Below are 15,249 nucleotides of genomic sequence, written 5' to 3'. Positions count from 1 at the left end.
AAGTGGGACGCACTGGACGATGTAGTGGGGCATAGCGGCTCGACTCCACTTTTAAACTGGGTGGCGGAAAAGGAGCGGATCAGGGAGATCAGTTGGTGGAATGAGGTGGCGCAGGGCGTTGGATTACCGGTGGATGGGCAGGTTTATTACTTGCATCCGGTGGGGTTGGTGGGACAGTTTCTCACGAGGAATGGGTGCGCTTGTGGCTGTTGCTTAGAGATTAAGTTTTCTAGATACAGGTGGGTTAGAAAGAGGAGAGGATATCCTGATGAGACGTATTATGGGCCCGTATACCATGGGACCAAGAAATTAAATAAATTTGCAGGTTGGGAGGACTTGATCAGTAAGGGAAAAGCAACGGCGGATGAAAAGGCCATTGTAATTGCGATGTCATCGAATGAAGGGGCTATGGATGCAATTCAAGCTTGGGATTGGCAAACATTTAGTGCTGGGGCGATGCAGAAAACTGTCACTCCTGAAGGTTACGGAGAGTTACCCAAGCAGATAAGTGAATTTCAAGCAGATAACCCGGATTTATTTGAAGAGATTTTTGCACGGTGTGGTTGGTCCATCAGGCAAGAGGCTAATGGGAAAAGAATTTATTACTCGTCCAGAGACACGGGGAATGAATATATAACTGGAAAGGCATTGTACGACTTTATAAAAAAAGAATTTGGTCAAAATGACTCTGAGTTCCCAAAAACGTCAGAAGCTCTGGCTTCGATTGCGAGTGCGATGCTTCATGACGAGTTCCAGAAGAAACAAGTGGTTGATTTTATTGCTCGAATGAGGGTGGCTCTCTCGAAGTTACCTCTTGATTACGTTAATCCCGCAAGTGACTTCTTCCAGTCACGACTCGGACGTGCTCTGGTTCTTGATCACGATGTGAACGCGCCCGGCAACGTGCCGCGTAGCCTCAAAAGTGCGATTGACATATTGCTTAGTCGCCACCCTGGGTTGAGCTCAGACCCTAGTCAGTGGGGAGAGAATAGCCAGCAATACGAAAAAGAGTTAATAGAGATTTATGGCCCCTCTCGTAGCATGAATTCGCCAAGCGAGCGCTACGTGCATCTTCGAAGTTTGTTATGAGGAGTGCTGTGATGAGAAGTTATATTTTGTTTGCTTTGGCTGCTTTAACTTCCTCAGGGTTAATGGCAAAAGATCTTCAGGGTGTATTCGGCTCGCTGGTTTATTCGGATGATGGGTTGGGGTCTTTAGTGTATAAGTCGAGCGCAGGAGATGTTTTTGAAGTATTTGATGAGGGGTTGAGTTTTAATTACGATGGCCGATATGGCTCTGGAGATCTATCGCCTGATAAATCCTTTTCAATAGTTAATTTTTCTGAAGTGGGTGTAGGTGAGAATGGTTTGAATAAGAAGTATCTTTGTGCGTTTGTAAGAATGTCTGATGGTTGTGTTGTTGATGTGTCTGTCGGAGAGCGGTGTGGAGGAAGTTGGGGTGGCGCTAGTCAATGGAATAGTTCACTAAGTAATGGATATGATTTCACTAAGGATGCGCCAACGATCGATAAGGTCTACAACGACTATGCTTCCGGACGGAAAGATCTGATTCAGGTTTCCTCGCCTAGAGTCCTTGCATATTTTTTAGAGGGGACAGCTTTTGACAATCTTCTGGCTTGTGATCCACCCCGTGATGTGAATAAAGAGACATATCTTGATATGTTGGAGCTGTTGGCGCGTGACGGCGATACCATCAATTTTTCCAAGTTGAAAACTGCGATGAATAAAGCAGGTATGCTGCCTAAAAATACAGCATTATCTGCTAGGGTGGATATAAGCGGTTGGACTAAAAAGTCAATTGTTTCAGAAAGGGCTTACTTGTACGTGTCACCTTCTTCGCTAGGGGTTACCAAGGCTTATCTGATTCGTGGTGATGTCGTTGCTATTTACTTAAAGTCGATAAATTCTTTTGTTGAAGTTCGCTATCAGCAAAAAGGAGGACGCCTGGTAGAGAAGTGGGTGCGATGTCAGGATGTTGATTTTTGTGAGCCGAAAGAGAACTTAGAAGTGCAATAGCTTCCATAAAGGAAAGGGGTTAATTCAGCTCGCATGGAAAAATAGTTATGCAGCCTATGCCGATTATAGGACGTTTGGTGGTCAGGCCACCACGACTGCGACCTAGAGCGTGATCGGCAGGTTCATCGGCCCCCTTTTATGAAAATTTCGACAGCCACGCAATTCCCCACTGAAAAAAAAACCATCAACCCGTAATCTAAACGCCTTCACCATCCTGTCCGGATCGTTAATGTCTTCTGCCGCCGATGGCCTGCCCCTCAATAAACGCCTGCCGGCCGTAATTGCGATCTCCTTGGGGATCGGCATGGCGACCCTGGACACGGCCATCGTCAACACGGCATTGCCTACCCTGGCCGAGGGGATCGGCACCGATTCGGCCTCGGTGATCTGGGTGGTCAATGCCTACCAGCTGGCGATTATTGCCACGGTGCTGCCATTTGCGTCGCTGAGCGACGTGCTTGGGCATCGCCGCGTGTACCTGGGCGGGTTGCTGCTGTTTATCGTCTCGTCGCTGTTTTGCGGGTTGGCCGGTTCGTTGGAAACCCTCACCGCGGCGCGGGTGGTGCAAGGGTTGGGGGCAGCGGCGATCATGAGCGTGAACACGGCGTTGCTGCGGCACATCTACCCGTCGAAAATGCTCGGGCGCGGCCTCGGTTACAACTCGTTGGTGGTGGGGTTGGCGTTTACCTTGGGGCCGACTGCCGCGTCGGCGATCCTGTCGGTGGCGACGTGGCATTGGCTGTACCTGATCAATGTGCCGCTGGGGTTGTTGGCCCTGGCACTTGGCGTGCGTTCATTGCCGACGCTGCCCATGACCGGGCACGCGTTCGACCGACTGGCGGCCGTGTTATGTGCGGGTTTGTTCGCTTTGTTGGTGTTGGGCCTGGGCACGGCGGTGCACGGTGCCCAAGCCGCACTGACCTTGGGCTTGATTGCCGTGGCGCTGTTGTGCGGCGGGTTATTGCTGCGTCGCCAGGCCGGTCATCCGGCGCCGATGCTGGCCCTGGATCTGTTCAGGCGGCCGGTGTTTGCCTTGTCTTCTGTCACCGCGATCTGCGCCTTCAGTGCCCAGGGCCTGGCCTTTGTGTCGCTGCCGTTTCTGCTGCAGGCAGTACTCGGCCATAGCCAGGTGGAAACCGGTTTCCTGATGACGCCGTGGCCGGCCGTGGTGGCGGTGATGGCGCTGGTTGCCGGGCGCCTCGCCGACCGTGTGTCCCTGGGCCTGCTGTGCGGCATCGGCCTGTTGATGTTGAGCGTGGGGATGGCCGCGTTGGCGACCTTGGGCAGCGGCGCGTCGGCCTTCGATATCGGTTGGCGCATGGCGTTATGCGGTGCCGGGTTTGGCTTTTTCCAATCGCCCAATCTCAAGGCCTTGATGACCAGTGCACCGCTGGCGCGCAGTGGCGGGGCCAGCGGCATCGTGGCGATTTCACGCTTGCTGGGGCAGACGCTGGGCGCGTCGCTGGTGGCGTTGTGTTTCCATCTGTCACAGGCCGGCGGTCCGCACGCGGCGTTGTGGCTGGGCTGTGCCTTTGCGCTGGTAGGCAGCGTGGCCAGTGGTTTGCGTTTGCTGCCTTATGGGAAAAAGACGTAACGGGGCGTTGTAAAACGCGGTTCAGAGAGGCTACCTTGGCGAGCTGAATATTTCGGGATGTTTCAGGTTTATGTCCAGCCAGGCTCAACGCACTGCCGACACCACCTCCCGCCGCGCCGCGTTGACCCTGGCGTTGTGCCTGCCCAGCGACGTGTTGCTCTACCTGTTGCTGCCTATGGAATCCCAGGCCTTCGGCATCACCCTGGCCCAAGCCGGCGTGTTGCTGGCGGCCAACCGTCTGGTGCGGATTTTCGGCTACCGGCATGTGCTGAATTTCTATGCGCGCAACGGTGATCGCCTGACCTGCATGATCGCCGCCGGTGCCGCTACGCTGTGTGCCTTGGGCAACTCGGTGCTGTCCGGCTTCGCTGCGTTGCTCGGACTGCGGCTGGTGTGGGGCTTGTGTTTTGCCGCGTTGAACCTGTCGACCCAAGTATTGGCCACCGCTGAGCCGGAGGGTGCCGCACGTCGCGCCGGGCGCTCGCGGGCCTTGATCGCCTGGGGGCCAATGCTGGCGTTGCCGCTCGGTGGGTGGCTGACGCTGTGGGCCGGGCCGCGTCCGATCTTTGTGATACTCGCCGGTTGCTGCCTGGCAGGCCTGTGGATGGCGCGTGGTTTGCCCAGCGCCGGGCATGATTTGCACAGCACACCGGGGCGGCGCTTCAAGTGGCCGGACAGTGTGGCGCTGTGGTCGTTTATCGAGGGCGTGGCGCTGGATGGGCTGTTTATCTTTGGCCTGTCGATCCAGGCCCAGAAAATCCTCGGCGGCGACGCGGTGTTGATTGCTGGCGGCTTGATGGCCCTGCGCTATGTCTCGGAGATGCTTCTGAGCCCCCTGGGCGGTCGTGCGGCGCAGCGGTTCGGCGCCACCTCGATGTTGCTGCTGTTTTCGTTTCTGAGTGCCTTGGCCTTGAGCGCTTTCGGCAGTTACTGGGTGATTATCGGTGCGGCGGCGGTGCTGGTGCTGCGTGCGTTGCAACTGCCCTTGGTGACCACCTTGGTCGCCGAGCGCAACCCCGGTTCGATGCGGGTCTCGGCGCTGGCGTCGAATGCGGTCTGGCGCGACATCGGTGCGGGCCTGGGGCCGCTGCTGGCGGGGTTGCTTTTTCCGGTGGCCTCGGCGCCGCTGGTATTTGGCGTGGCCGGGGCGGCGATTGCGGTGAGTGCGCTGTTCTGCTGGCGGGGCAGATGACTCAAGTGTTTTTGAAACCGTCCAGCCACGTGGGGTCGAAACGGGTCTGTTCGGTGTCGATTCCCAGCGCCCGCATCTTGGCTTGATGTGCATCCATTTCGCCGACCAGTTGCGCCTGGGCGCTGGAGTTTGCGTCCAGGGCATGCATCTGCGTCAGCCCCAGGTGGTAGAAACGCAGCACTTTCATCGCCGTCGGATCATTGGCCTGCACGTGTTCGGTGACCTTGTGCATCACATTGGTCACGCGCATCAGATTGCGCTTGAGGTGCCAGCCATACACCGCCGCAGCCAACCAGGACTGGGTCCAGAACGGGCCACGCACCAGGGCGACGGTGATCAGCACGCCAGCGAACACACCGCCGACATTGAAGCGAAAGTTATCGCCGCCGGCCTCGCCGAACAGCATCACTGCCAGGCTCGACAGCGCCATGGCCAGGGTCAGGAACACCACGGCCACAATCAGCGTGCTGCGGCGGGTCTGTTGGCGGTAGACAGCGGGGTCGCAGGGTTTGAGCTCGAACATCCGGGTCAGGTCTCCAGGGCGGGAAGGGTGGGGCATCTTCTCATGGTCAGCGGTCAGCGGTGGGGCAATCAAGTTGAACCATGATCTGTGGCAGTTTCTCTAAATCGGTGAAGTCCCTCTGAGGTGAACGACCATGCCCGAATACAAGCAACCACCGCCCGGTACACCCGACCCTGACCGCACCCCCGGTGAAGAAGAGCGCGACAACGATGCCTTGCGCCCCAATGATCCGAAAGAACGTGACGATCATGATGATGTGGAGCGCGTCGAAGAAGACCTGGAAAACCTCCACGACAAAGCTCGCCCGCTATAACAGGAGACCATGATGAACAAGCACTCGGATGGGCCCCCCTCCAACGAACACGCCAGTGGCAAGGATGAGCTGGGATTTGATCCAGACTCGCCGGATGTGGCTGACCCGCAGGTCGATCCGGTAGGTCCGGCCATCGCCCCGCTGGATAAAAAGGACAAGGACGAAGCGAAAAAAAAGCCGCCCTACGATCCGTTGGGCGACTTGAAGAAATAGCAGCGTTATCGGTAATCAGGCCCCGCCAGCGAGCGGGGCCTTCGTTTATTTGGGTGGTGTCCAGCTGACATCAGTGATGCCGTACTTTTCAGCCCAGGGCCGGGTGGTTTTTTTCACCTGCTCGTGGCCAACGCGGCCGATACGGCTGACATGGGCAATGTCAGCATCGACCGCAGCCCAGTGCCAGGCTTCGGCGTTGTTCATCACCCCGGCGCGTACGACAAAGGACTTCGCTTGACCGTGCAGTTGGTAGTGGATGGTGTAGATTTTTGCGGTACTCATGTTGCCTCCCTGTCTTGTTATAAATGGAGGCTGAAGCGTTCAGAAAGGTTCATTCAAAATGACAACCTGCACACCGGCGCGGCATAGTGGCGCACTCTTCGTGTGCCCAAGGACTGTGCCATGCCCCGCCTGAACCATAGCCATCTGTACCTGCAACGCCTGGGTTACGATTCGCCGCCGCCGCCCACCCTGCAAACCCTGCAGGATCTGCAACTGCGCCATGTGTGCACCTTCGCGTTTGAAAGCCTGTCGACCCTGCTGCACTTGCCGGTGCCGATAGACTTACCGAGTGTCGAGCACAAAGTCCTGTTCGATGGGCGCGGCGGGGATTGCTATGAACTGAACCAGATGTTCCTGGCGCTGTTGCAGGAACTGGGCTTTGACGCGCGCGGCATTACCGGGCGGGTGGTCATGGGCGGGCCGCCGCAGGCGCGCACCGCACGCACCCACCGCCTGAGCCTGGTCACCCTGGACGGCGTGCGCTACATCACCGACGTCGGCTTTGGCGGCATGGTGCCCAGCAGCCCGTTGCTGTTGGACACGCAAGCCGTGCAGGCCACGGCCCATGAACCGTATCGCCTGACACTCAATGAGCAGGAGGGCAGCTACACCTTATGGGCCCAGGTTGCAGGGGAGTGGCGTGGCTTGTATGTGTTCGACCTGCAAGTGCAGGCGGTCATCGATTACGAAATCGGCAACTGGTACGTCTCGACCCATCCGGGTTCGCCGTTCCTGGGCCAATTGAAAGTCGCACGGCTGGCAGCGGGCGAACGCCACACCTTGAACAACGCCCACTATGCGATTCACTACCGGGATCGACCGAGTGCCAAGCGCGTGATCCGCAGCAGCGAGGAGCTCCTGGACGTGCTCGGCACTGCCTTCGGGATTCGCGTGCCGGTTCACCCTCAGCTTGATTCAACCCTTGATGGCTTGGTAACGGCTGCACGCCAGGAGTCTTGACCTAGAGCCATCGCTGAACCGTTTTACCTCCAGGTGGGGGCAAATTTTTTCGAACCTTTGCTGCCAATTCGGGCTCGAAGCGGTGCCTGAATAATTTGCCCACCAGACAAGGAGATGTAAACGATGTCCAAACTATTCGGAAACTTCCTCAAAAATTCCTCACTGCTGGCGCTGGTCGCCGCTCCAGCCGTGGTGTTCGCCGCACCGTCCACTGACCCGATTTCTACCTTCGGGCTCCTGGGTAGCTACAACGACTTCAAGCTTGAGGGCGGTAGCCAAAGTGATAAAGACCACATGCCGGAGGCGGGCCTGTTCTACAACTTCGGTAACAAGCTCACGGCCGAATCGGGCTTTATTTACCAGGCCGGTATCGAAGCCAAGTACGGCAAGAAGAGCGACAACAAACTCAAGGAAGGCCAGGCTGACCTCGACCTCGGCTGGCGTGCCGCGCTGGATGCACGCAACTTTGTCGACGTGATCGTGGGCGGCGGCTACAGCTGGACCCGTTACGAGCTGGACTCCAACGACAACGACCTGGAGCTCACCAACAAATCGCCATTCGCCAAGGCCGCCTTGGGTTACAACCATCAGTTCGACGACATGACCCTGCGCGTCGAAGCCGGTGCCCGCCGGACCCTCGATGGCCGCACCCGGATCAAGGTCGACGGCTTTGGCAGCGACACCGTGGACCTCAAGGACCGCACCAACCCGTATGCCGAAGTCAGCCTGCTGATGAACCAGAAGGGCGATCTGCCAGTGATGGCCGGGCTGTATTACACGCGCACCGAGTACAAGCTGGATGCCGACTCGGAAGTTGCCGATAATACCCGGCTCAAGCGTGATGAGTATGGGGTCAAGGTAGGTATTGCGTTCTAAGGTAGTGCGTTTGAAAAAAAACGCCCCGATGTGATTTCGGGGCGTTTTTTTTTGCCTGAGCGGTATCAGCTCAAGGCCGCCAGTTGCGCTACGGTTTCCGGGAAGCGCGCTACCAGGCGGATCAAGGTGGTGGCCTGTGCATTGGGCTTGGCCCGCCCTTGTTCCCAGTTTTCCAGCGTACGGGTATTGGTGCGCAGGTACAGGGCGAACACCGACCGTGAAAGGTTCAGTTGCTGGCGCACGGCGATGACTTCTTCGGCGGTCAGCGGCGCCAGTTTGTTGAGATGGACCTTGTGGGTACGCAGGGTGACTTTGCCCTGGCGTTCGTCCGCAAGCGCGTCGAAGCCTTCGACCAGTTCGGAAAAGATTTCACGTTTCATGTTGTGTTCTCGCTTTGATTTCCCTGTCCAGCATCTGTTTTAGGGCTTTCTTGTGTTGTGGTGTCAGGTCGTCCTGTTCGTGTTTGCCGTACAGCGTGAATAACCAGAACTGCGTACCTCCCGACCACCAGTAGTAGATGACCCGCAGGCCACCGCGCCTGCCTTTGTTTCGCCGCTCATCAACGAAGCGGACCTTTCGCAGACCACCTGTCCCTTCAATCACGTCGCCCGCTTGTGGATTCTTCATTAACTCCTGTTGAAAACCGTGGAAAAGCTCGTCGCTTAGATAGTCCTTGCGATGACGCTCGAAGGCTGGCAGTTCGATAAATAGAGCATCCATGTTCTGTACGTAGCCTGCGTATAGTTTGGTAGCCCACTCGCTATGGGTCAAGTGACCCTGTTGTGGGAGTTTTCCTAAAACGCGACCACCATGCGATTGCTTTTTATGGGGGGATGCCAGACGAGGAACTGGATAAGGAAGGAAATTTCTGTGAGTGGATGAGGGTAAAGAACGCGTTTCCCGGAATGCAAAAACGGCGCCCGAAGGCGCCGTTTTGTTTACTGCATCAGCTATTCGATCAAACACCCAGCACCGCGTGCTGCACCAAGGTGAGCAACGGTTGCGGGTACACGCCCAGGAAGAACGCGAGCAGGGCGATGGCCAGCAGCATCACGCCGCCTGCCTTCTGTTCCCAATGCAGCTCGGCATCCACACGACGCAGGTTGGGCTCGATCAGGTAGAGAGTGACCATCACGCGCAGGTAGTAGAACACGCCGATGGCGCTACCCAGGACCAGGGATGCAACCAACCACCACTCGTGGGCTTCTACACCGGTGGCGACGATGTAGAACTTGCCGATAAAGCCCGCAGTCAGCGGGATCCCGGCCAGGGACAGCATCATCACGGTCAGTACGGCGGTCAGGTACGGACGGCGCCAGAACAGGCCGCGGTATTCGTACAGGGCGTCCGCGTCCCGGCCTTTGTACGGCGACGACATCAGGGTGATTACACCGAATGCGCCGAGGCTGGTGATCACGTAGGTGACCAGGTACACGCCGATGGCTTCCACGGCCAGGCCTTTGCTCGCCACCAGGGCGATCAGCAGGTAGCCGAAGTGGGCGATGGACGAGTAACCCAGCAGACGCTTGAGGTTGTTCTGGGTCAGGGCCAGCAGGTTACCGAACAGGATCGACGCAATGGCGATCACGGTCAGCACGTTGCTCAGCACGCCGGTGTTGGCGGCAGGCGAGATCTGGAACAGACGCACCATCACCGCAAACACAGCGACCTTGGACGCCGTGGCCAGGAACGCAGCCACCGGCGCCGGGGCGCCTTCGTACACGTCCGGGGTCCACAGGTGGAACGGCACCAGGGAGAGCTTGAACGCCAGGCCGATCAGCATCATCGCCAGGCCCAATTGGGCAATCGGCGCAGGGCTGTTGGTGGCGGCCAGGGCGTGGCCGATCCCGGTGAAGCTCAGGCTACCGGCTTCGGCGTAGAGCAACGCCATACCGAACAACAGGAACGCGGAACCGGCGGCCGACAGCACCATGTACTTGATGCCGGCTTCCAGGGAACGCTTGTTGAAGAAGGCATAGGCCACCAGACCGTAGGTCGGGATCGACAGCAGTTCCAGGCCGATGAACAGGCCCGCCAGGTGCTGTGCGCTGACCAGCACGATACCGCCGGCCGCGGCCAGCAGGATCAGCAGGTACAGCTCTTCGCGGTTGCCAGGGTAGCCGGTGCCGCCTTCGCCGAGATAGGCGTGGGCGAGGGTGACGCAGGCCAGGGTCGCGACCAGGATCAGCGCGATGTACAGCAGTGCGAAGTCATCGACCATCATCAATGGCGTGACCGCCAGTGGCGCGACCTTGAGGGCCGGGATGATCGACAGCAGGGCCAGGTTCAACCCGGCGCAGGACAGCAGGAACGTTTGCGAATGATTGCGGCGCCAGGCGATTGCCAGCATCACCGCCACAACGGTGAGGCTGGTAATCAGCAGCGGCGCAAGCGCGATAAAGTGTTGGATCGTGAATTCCATAGCGCTCTTACCGGGCCGAAGCGAGTTGAGAGAAGGCGGTGCCGAACCACTGCTGCACGCCATGCATCGTTGCGGCAGAAGTGTCCAGGAACGGTTGCGGGTACACGCCGATGTAGATCAGCAGTACCGCCAGGCCGAGCACCATGATCAGTTCGCGCGCATCCATCCCTTGCAGGACAGTGTCGGACTTGGCCGGGCCGAAGTAGGCGCGGTGGATCATGATCAGCGAGTAGACCGAACCGAATACCAGGCCGGAGGTGGCAATCGCACTGATCCACGGCGTTTGCACGAAGGCACCCATCAGGATCAGGAACTCGCCGATGAAGTTACCGGTACCCGGCAAGCCCAGGGACGCGGCGGCGAAGAACAGGCTGATCGCTGGCAGGTACGCAATGCGCGACCACACGCCACCCATTTCACGCATGTCACGGGTGTGCAGGCGCTCGTACAGCTGACCACTCAGGATAAAGAGTGCAGCGGCCGAAACACCGTGGGCCAGCATCTGGATCACCGCGCCTTGCAGCGCCAGTTGGCTGCCGGAGTAGATGCCGATCAGTACGAAACCCATGTGGGAAACGGACGAGAAGGCAATCAGACGCTTGATGTCGGTTTGCGCGAAGGCCAGGAACGCACCGTAGAAGATCCCGATCAGACCCAGGGTCATGGCAATCGGCGCGAATTCGGCCGAGGCATTCGGGAACAGCGGCAAGGCGAAACGCAGCAGGCCGTAGGCAGCGGTTTTCAGCAGGATACCGGCCAGGTCCACGGAGCCGGCAGTCGGCGCCTGGGCGTGGGCGTCAGGCAGCCAGGAGTGGAACGGCACCACCGGCAGCTTCACCGCGAAGGCGATGAAGAAGCCCAGCATCAGGATGTACTCGGTGGTCAGGGACATCTTGGTTTTCAACAGGTCGGCGTAGTTGAAGGTAATCACGCCCGTGCTGTTGAAGTTGACCAGTACCAGACCCAGGATCGCCACCAACATGATCAGGCCGGAAGCCTGGGTGAAGATGAAGAACTTGGTCGCCGCGTAGATCCGGGTTTTCTTGCCGTCCGAAGAACTGTGACCCCAGAGCGCGATGAGGAAGTACATCGGCACCAGCATCATTTCCCAGAAGAAGAAGAACATGAACAGGTCCAGCGCCAGGAACACGCCGACAACGCCGCCCAGGATCCACATCAGGTTCAGGTGGAAGAAGCCCACGTGACGCTGAATCTCTTTCCAGGAGCAGAGTACCGAGAGGATACCCAGCAGGCCGGTCAGCAGGATCATCAACAGCGACAGGCCGTCGAGGGCCAGGTGCACGTTGATGCCGAAGCGCTGGATCCACACGTGCTTGAATTCAAGCGCGAAAGTTGGATCGACACCCGGTGCCGGAGCAAATGAATAGTCACCGTGGGCCCACAGCCAGAGGCCGAGCGCGAGTTCCAGGGACATGGTCAGCAACGCGATCCAGCGGGGGAGGGTGGCGCCGAAGCGTTCACCCATCCAGCAGAGCAGGCCGCCGATAAAGGGGATCAGGATTAGCCAGGGCAGAATCATGACAGGCTCGTTTCCTTTCGCAGGTTTGCAAAGTTCGCAATGTACGCAATGTGCATGGACATAGTCAGACCGCCACGACAACGATGGCGCCGATGACCAGCACGGCACCGACCGCCATGGACGCGGCGTACCAGCGCAGTTGGCCGGTCTCGCTGCGGCTCAGGGCGGTGTGACCGGCCTTGGCGGCGCGCGGGATCAGACCGATAGTCTGGTCGAGCGGGTCTTTGCGCAGTACATGGCTGATGGCCAGGTAAGGCTTGACGAACAGTTTGTCGTAGATCCAGTCGAAGCCCCAGGCAGCGAACCACCAGGCCGACAGGAAGCGGCCGATGCCGCTGTTGGCCACGGCGGTCACGAAGCGACGCTTGCCGAGGAACAACAGGGCGGCCAGCAGGATACCCGCGATAGCGATGGCCCCCGAGGCGATTTCCAGGCTGTGCTTGGCGGCGCCACCGGCATGGCCGGCGCTTTCCGGCAGTACACCGGCTAATGGTGGGGTGATCAGGGCGCCGATGAAGGTCGACAGCACGATCAGTACCGACAGTGGCAACCAGTGGGAGATGCCGTGGCCTGCGTGCGCTTCGGTCTTGGCTTCACCGTGGAACGTGATGAAGATCAGGCGGAACGTGTACAGCGAGGTCATGAACGCACCCACCAGGCCTGCGTACAGCAGGTTCTGGTTACCGCTGGCAAAGGCTTCCCAGAGGATTTCGTCCTTCGAATAGAAACCGGCGGTCACCAGCGGCAGGGCGGCCAGGGCGGCACCACCGACGATGAAACTGGCGTAGGCCAACGGCAGTTTCTTCCACAGGCCGCCCATCTTGAAGATGTTCTGCTCGTGGTGGCAGGCCACGATCACCGCACCGGAGGCCAGGAACAGCAGGGCCTTGAAAAAGGCGTGGGTCATCAGGTGGAAGATCGCCGCGTCCCAGGCGCCGACGCCCAGGGCCAGGAACATGTAGCCGATCTGGCTCATGGTCGAGTAGGCGAGGATGCGCTTGATGTCGGTCTGCACCAGCGCGGCAAAGCCGGCCAGTACCAGGGTCACGCCGCCGACCACGCCCACCAGGTGCAGGATGTCCGGCGCCAGGGTGAACAGGCCGTGGGTACGGGCGATCAGGTAGACACCGGCAGTCACCATGGTTGCGGCGTGGATCAGTGCCGACACCGGGGTAGGGCCGGCCATCGCGTCCGCCAGCCAGGTTTGCAGTGGCAGTTGCGCGGATTTACCGACAGCGCCGCCCAGCAGCATCAGGGTCGCCAGGGTGATCCAGAAGTCGCCGACCTGGAATTTCTGCGGCGCCAGCACCAGCAGTTCCTGGATGTTCAGCGTGCCCACCTGTTGGAACAGGATGAACAGGCCGATGGCCATGAACACGTCGCCGATCCGGGTAACGATGAATGCCTTGAGTGCCGCGTTACCGTTGTTGCGGTTGCTGTAGTAGAAACCGATCAACAGGTAGGAGCACAGGCCCACGCCTTCCCAGCCGAAGTACAGGAACAACAGGTTATCGCCGAGCACCAGGAACAGCATGCTGGCGATAAACAGGTTGGTGTACGAGAAGAAGCGCGAGTAGCCCGCTTCGCCGCGCATGTACCAGGACGCGAACAGGTGGATCAGGAAGCCGACACCCACCACCACGCCGAGCATGGTGATCGACAGGCCGTCGACGTAGAGGGCGAAGTTGGGCTTGAAGCCCTCCACCGACATCCACTGCCAAAGCACCAGGGTGTAATGGCCGCCTTCCGGTGGCGCGACGTTGAATTGCCAGATCACGTAGGCGGTCACGATGGCCGACAGGCCAATGGAACCCACGCCGATCAAGGCCGAGAGGTTTTCCGACCAGCGTCCACGGGAGAACGACAGCAGCAGGAAACCGATCAGGGGAAATACGAAAGTCAGAAAGATCATGTTCATCCGCGCATCTCACTGGCAGCGTCGATATCAAGCGTGTGGAAGCGACGATACAGTTGCAGCAGGATCGCCAGGCCAATACTGGCTTCGGCGGCTGCCAGGCTGATCACCAGGATGAACATGACTTGTCCATCCGGCTGGCCCCAACGTGCGCCCGCCACGATAAATGCCAGTGCAGCGGCGTTCATCATGATTTCCAGGCTCATCAACACGAACAGAATGTTACGGCGAACCATCAGGCCGACCAGGCCAAGGCAGAACAGGATGCCGGCGACCGCCAGACCATGCTCCAAAGGGATAGCAGGCATCGTCATTGCTCCTTGGCTTCGTTGCGGCCCAAGTGGAAGGCGGTGATGGCTGCCGCGAGCAGCAGCATCGAAGCCAGTTCGACCACCAGCAGGTACGGGCCGAACAGGCTGATGCCCACGGCTTTCGCGTCTACGGTGGTGTGGCCGATGGCCTGGCCGCTCTGGTGCGCGAACAGCACATACAGCAGTTCACCCAGCAGCAGGGCTGCGAGGACAACCGGGCCGAGCCAGATGCCGGGCTTGAGCCAGACACGTTCCTGGGCGACCGAAGCCGGCCCCAGGTTGAGCATCATCACCACAAACACGAACAGCACCATGATGGCGCCGGCGTAGGCGATCACTTCCAGGACACCGGCGAACGGTGCGCCGAGGCTGAAGAAGGTCATGGCCACGGCGATCAGCGAAATGATCAGGTAGAGCAGGGCGTGCACGGGGTTGGTGTTGGTGATCACGCGAAGCGTGGACACCACTGCAATACCCGACGCGAAATAGAAAGCGAATTCCATCTTTCTTCCTTAAGGCAGCAAGCTCTTCACGTTGATCGGCTCGGCTTCGTTTTGTGCGGCGCCTTTCGGCTTCCCGGCAACGGCCATACCTGCAACACGATAGAAGTTGTAATCAGGGTTTTTACCGGGACCAGAGATCAGCAGATCTTCTTTCTCGTACACCAGGTCCTGACGTTTGAACTCGGCCATCTCGAAATCCGGGGTCAGCTGTATCGCGGTGGTCGGGCAAGCTTCCTCGCAGAGGCCGCAGAAAATGCAGCGCGAGAAGTTGATGCGGAAGAAGTCCGGGTACCAGCGACCGTCTTCGGTTTCAGCTTTCTGCAGGGAGATGCAACCCACCGGGCACGCTACGGCGCACAGGTTGCAGGCTACGCAACGCTCTTCGCCGTCGGGGTCGCGGGTCAGTACGATGCGGCCGCGATAGCGCGGCGGCAGGTACACCGCTTCTTCGGGGTATTGCAGGGTGTCGCGTTTGCGAAAGCCGTGACCGAACACCATCACCAGGCTTCGCAACTGGGTACCGGTACCCTTAACGATGTCGCCAATATATTTGAACATGGGTCAAATCC

17 protein-coding genes and 1 pseudogene are annotated in these 15,249 nt (G+C 58.8%); 8 read left to right on the top strand and 10 right to left on the bottom strand.

The window, feature by feature from the left end:
* The 4 genes and pseudogenes from AOA60_RS27590 to AOA60_RS27575 all read left to right on the top strand — a co-directional run.
* Nucleotides 1-1,089 (top strand): annotated as a pseudogene (locus tag AOA60_RS27590) (hypothetical protein); the annotation flags it as partial.
* 11 nt (nt 1,090-1,100) lie between these two features.
* Complete coding sequence (locus tag AOA60_RS32425; RefSeq protein ID WP_143522571.1) at nt 1,101-2,036, top strand: hypothetical protein; 936 nt, start codon at nt 1,101-1,103, stop codon at nt 2,034-2,036.
* 229 nt (nt 2,037-2,265) lie between these two features.
* On the top strand, nt 2,266-3,630 hold the full coding sequence (locus AOA60_RS27580; RefSeq protein ID WP_099587029.1) for an MFS transporter: 1,365 nt from the start codon (nt 2,266-2,268) through the stop codon (nt 3,628-3,630).
* 70 nt (nt 3,631-3,700) lie between these two features.
* A complete protein-coding gene (locus AOA60_RS27575) occupies nt 3,701-4,822 on the top strand; it encodes an MFS transporter (protein ID WP_099587028.1) in 1,122 nt (373 codons plus the stop codon).
* 1 nt (nt 4,823) lies between these two features.
* Here the strand turns inward: AOA60_RS27575 and AOA60_RS27570 are convergent, their stop codons facing one another.
* The gene (locus AOA60_RS27570) at nt 4,824-5,345 is read right to left on the bottom strand and encodes a DUF3087 family protein (protein WP_099587027.1); all 522 of its coding nucleotides are present in this window, start codon (nt 5,343-5,345) and stop codon (nt 4,824-4,826) included.
* Nucleotides 5,346-5,478: 133 nt separating this feature from the next.
* Between AOA60_RS27570 and AOA60_RS27565 the strand changes: the two genes are divergently transcribed.
* Both AOA60_RS27565 and AOA60_RS27560 read left to right on the top strand, forming a co-directional pair.
* Entirely contained in the window at nt 5,479-5,658 is a 180-nt protein-coding gene (locus tag AOA60_RS27565) for a hypothetical protein (RefSeq protein WP_032889724.1), read from the top strand.
* Between the two features lie 12 nt (nt 5,659-5,670).
* Nucleotides 5,671-5,871: a DUF6021 family protein gene (locus AOA60_RS27560; RefSeq protein ID WP_099587026.1), complete on the top strand. Its 201-nt coding sequence runs from the start codon at nt 5,671-5,673 to the stop codon at nt 5,869-5,871.
* Nucleotides 5,872-5,916: 45 nt separating this feature from the next.
* Here the strand turns inward: AOA60_RS27560 and AOA60_RS27555 are convergent, their stop codons facing one another.
* Nucleotides 5,917-6,153 carry a DUF6555 family protein gene (locus AOA60_RS27555; protein WP_099587025.1) on the bottom strand — a complete coding sequence of 79 codons (237 nt, stop codon included), beginning with the start codon at nt 6,151-6,153 and terminating at the stop codon, nt 5,917-5,919.
* 120 nt (nt 6,154-6,273) lie between these two features.
* On the opposite strand from AOA60_RS27555, the gene AOA60_RS27550 reads away from it, so the two are divergent.
* Both AOA60_RS27550 and AOA60_RS27545 read left to right on the top strand, forming a co-directional pair.
* Nucleotides 6,274-7,113, top strand: coding sequence for an arylamine N-acetyltransferase (locus AOA60_RS27550; RefSeq protein WP_099587024.1), 840 nt, complete (start codon nt 6,274-6,276; stop codon nt 7,111-7,113).
* A 123-nt stretch (nt 7,114-7,236) separates the two neighbouring features.
* Nucleotides 7,237-7,989, top strand: a complete 753-nt coding sequence (locus AOA60_RS27545; protein ID WP_099587023.1) for an outer membrane beta-barrel protein — start codon at nt 7,237-7,239, stop codon at nt 7,987-7,989.
* A 65-nt stretch (nt 7,990-8,054) separates the two neighbouring features.
* On the opposite strand, the gene AOA60_RS27540 is transcribed toward AOA60_RS27545, so the two are convergent.
* The 8 genes from AOA60_RS27540 to nuoI form a co-directional block, all read right to left on the bottom strand.
* Nucleotides 8,055-8,369: a DNA-binding transcriptional regulator gene (locus tag AOA60_RS27540; protein WP_099587022.1), complete on the bottom strand. Its 315-nt coding sequence runs from the start codon at nt 8,367-8,369 to the stop codon at nt 8,055-8,057.
* Nucleotides 8,359-8,709 (bottom strand): toxin, encoded by a 351-nt coding sequence (locus AOA60_RS27535; RefSeq protein WP_099587041.1) that lies wholly within the window; start codon nt 8,707-8,709, stop codon nt 8,359-8,361. Before AOA60_RS27535 ends, AOA60_RS27540 begins: the two co-directional genes overlap by 11 nt.
* Before the next feature lie 238 nt (nt 8,710-8,947).
* Nucleotides 8,948-10,411 (bottom strand): NADH-quinone oxidoreductase subunit NuoN, encoded by a 1,464-nt coding sequence (gene nuoN / locus AOA60_RS27530; RefSeq protein WP_099587021.1) that lies wholly within the window; start codon nt 10,409-10,411, stop codon nt 8,948-8,950.
* 7 nt (nt 10,412-10,418) lie between these two features.
* Complete coding sequence (gene nuoM / locus AOA60_RS27525) at nt 10,419-11,951, bottom strand: NADH-quinone oxidoreductase subunit M (protein WP_003232072.1); 1,533 nt, start codon at nt 11,949-11,951, stop codon at nt 10,419-10,421.
* A 64-nt stretch (nt 11,952-12,015) separates the two neighbouring features.
* Complete coding sequence (gene nuoL, locus AOA60_RS27520; protein ID WP_099587020.1) at nt 12,016-13,869, bottom strand: NADH-quinone oxidoreductase subunit L; 1,854 nt, start codon at nt 13,867-13,869, stop codon at nt 12,016-12,018.
* Nucleotides 13,866-14,174, bottom strand: coding sequence for an NADH-quinone oxidoreductase subunit NuoK (gene nuoK / locus AOA60_RS27515; RefSeq protein WP_003174727.1), 309 nt, complete (start codon nt 14,172-14,174; stop codon nt 13,866-13,868). Before nuoK ends, nuoL begins: the two co-directional genes overlap by 4 nt.
* Nucleotides 14,175-14,176: 2 nt before the next feature.
* Complete coding sequence (gene nuoJ / locus AOA60_RS27510) at nt 14,177-14,680, bottom strand: NADH-quinone oxidoreductase subunit J (protein WP_003174726.1); 504 nt, start codon at nt 14,678-14,680, stop codon at nt 14,177-14,179.
* Nucleotides 14,681-14,689: 9 nt separating this feature from the next.
* Nucleotides 14,690-15,238, bottom strand: a complete 549-nt coding sequence (nuoI, locus tag AOA60_RS27505; RefSeq protein WP_003174725.1) for an NADH-quinone oxidoreductase subunit NuoI — start codon at nt 15,236-15,238, stop codon at nt 14,690-14,692.
* Nucleotides 15,239-15,249 lie beyond the last annotated feature (11 nt).

Origin of the sequence: Pseudomonas sp. 2822-17, assembly GCF_002742485.1 — a bacterium.
GTDB lineage: Bacteria > Pseudomonadota > Gammaproteobacteria > Pseudomonadales > Pseudomonadaceae > Aquipseudomonas > Aquipseudomonas cyclaminis.
This window is presented reverse-complemented; position numbering and strand designations above follow the sequence as displayed.

Bases quoted from the DNA above. Each gene is read 5' to 3' on its own strand.
- nuoI (WP_003174725.1), bottom strand. From the start codon at position 15,238: ATGTTCAAATATATTGGCGACATCGTTAAGGGTACCGGTACCCAGTTG.
- nuoJ (WP_003174726.1), bottom strand. From the start codon at position 14,680: ATGGAATTCGCTTTCTATTTCGCGTCGGGTATTGCAGTGGTGTCCACG.
- nuoL (WP_099587020.1), bottom strand. From the start codon at position 13,869: ATGAACATGATCTTTCTGACTTTCGTATTTCCCCTGATCGGTTTCCTG.
- AOA60_RS27570 (WP_099587027.1), bottom strand. From the start codon at position 5,345: ATGTTCGAGCTCAAACCCTGCGACCCCGCTGTCTACCGCCAACAGACC.
- AOA60_RS27545 (WP_099587023.1), top strand. From the start codon at position 7,237: ATGTCCAAACTATTCGGAAACTTCCTCAAAAATTCCTCACTGCTGGCG.
- nuoK (WP_003174727.1), bottom strand. From the start codon at position 14,174: ATGCCTGCTATCCCTTTGGAGCATGGTCTGGCGGTCGCCGGCATCCTG.
- nuoN (WP_099587021.1), bottom strand. From the start codon at position 10,411: ATGGAATTCACGATCCAACACTTTATCGCGCTTGCGCCGCTGCTGATT.
- AOA60_RS27580 (WP_099587029.1), top strand. From the start codon at position 2,266: ATGTCTTCTGCCGCCGATGGCCTGCCCCTCAATAAACGCCTGCCGGCC.
- AOA60_RS27560 (WP_099587026.1), top strand. From the start codon at position 5,671: ATGAACAAGCACTCGGATGGGCCCCCCTCCAACGAACACGCCAGTGGC.
- AOA60_RS27540 (WP_099587022.1), bottom strand. From the start codon at position 8,369: ATGAAACGTGAAATCTTTTCCGAACTGGTCGAAGGCTTCGACGCGCTT.
- AOA60_RS27555 (WP_099587025.1), bottom strand. From the start codon at position 6,153: ATGAGTACCGCAAAAATCTACACCATCCACTACCAACTGCACGGTCAA.
- AOA60_RS32425 (WP_143522571.1), top strand. From the start codon at position 1,101: ATGAGAAGTTATATTTTGTTTGCTTTGGCTGCTTTAACTTCCTCAGGG.
- AOA60_RS27575 (WP_099587028.1), top strand. From the start codon at position 3,701: ATGTCCAGCCAGGCTCAACGCACTGCCGACACCACCTCCCGCCGCGCC.
- AOA60_RS27550 (WP_099587024.1), top strand. From the start codon at position 6,274: ATGCCCCGCCTGAACCATAGCCATCTGTACCTGCAACGCCTGGGTTAC.
- nuoM (WP_003232072.1), bottom strand. From the start codon at position 11,951: ATGATTCTGCCCTGGCTAATCCTGATCCCCTTTATCGGCGGCCTGCTC.
- AOA60_RS27565 (WP_032889724.1), top strand. From the start codon at position 5,479: ATGCCCGAATACAAGCAACCACCGCCCGGTACACCCGACCCTGACCGC.
- AOA60_RS27535 (WP_099587041.1), bottom strand. From the start codon at position 8,709: ATGGATGCTCTATTTATCGAACTGCCAGCCTTCGAGCGTCATCGCAAG.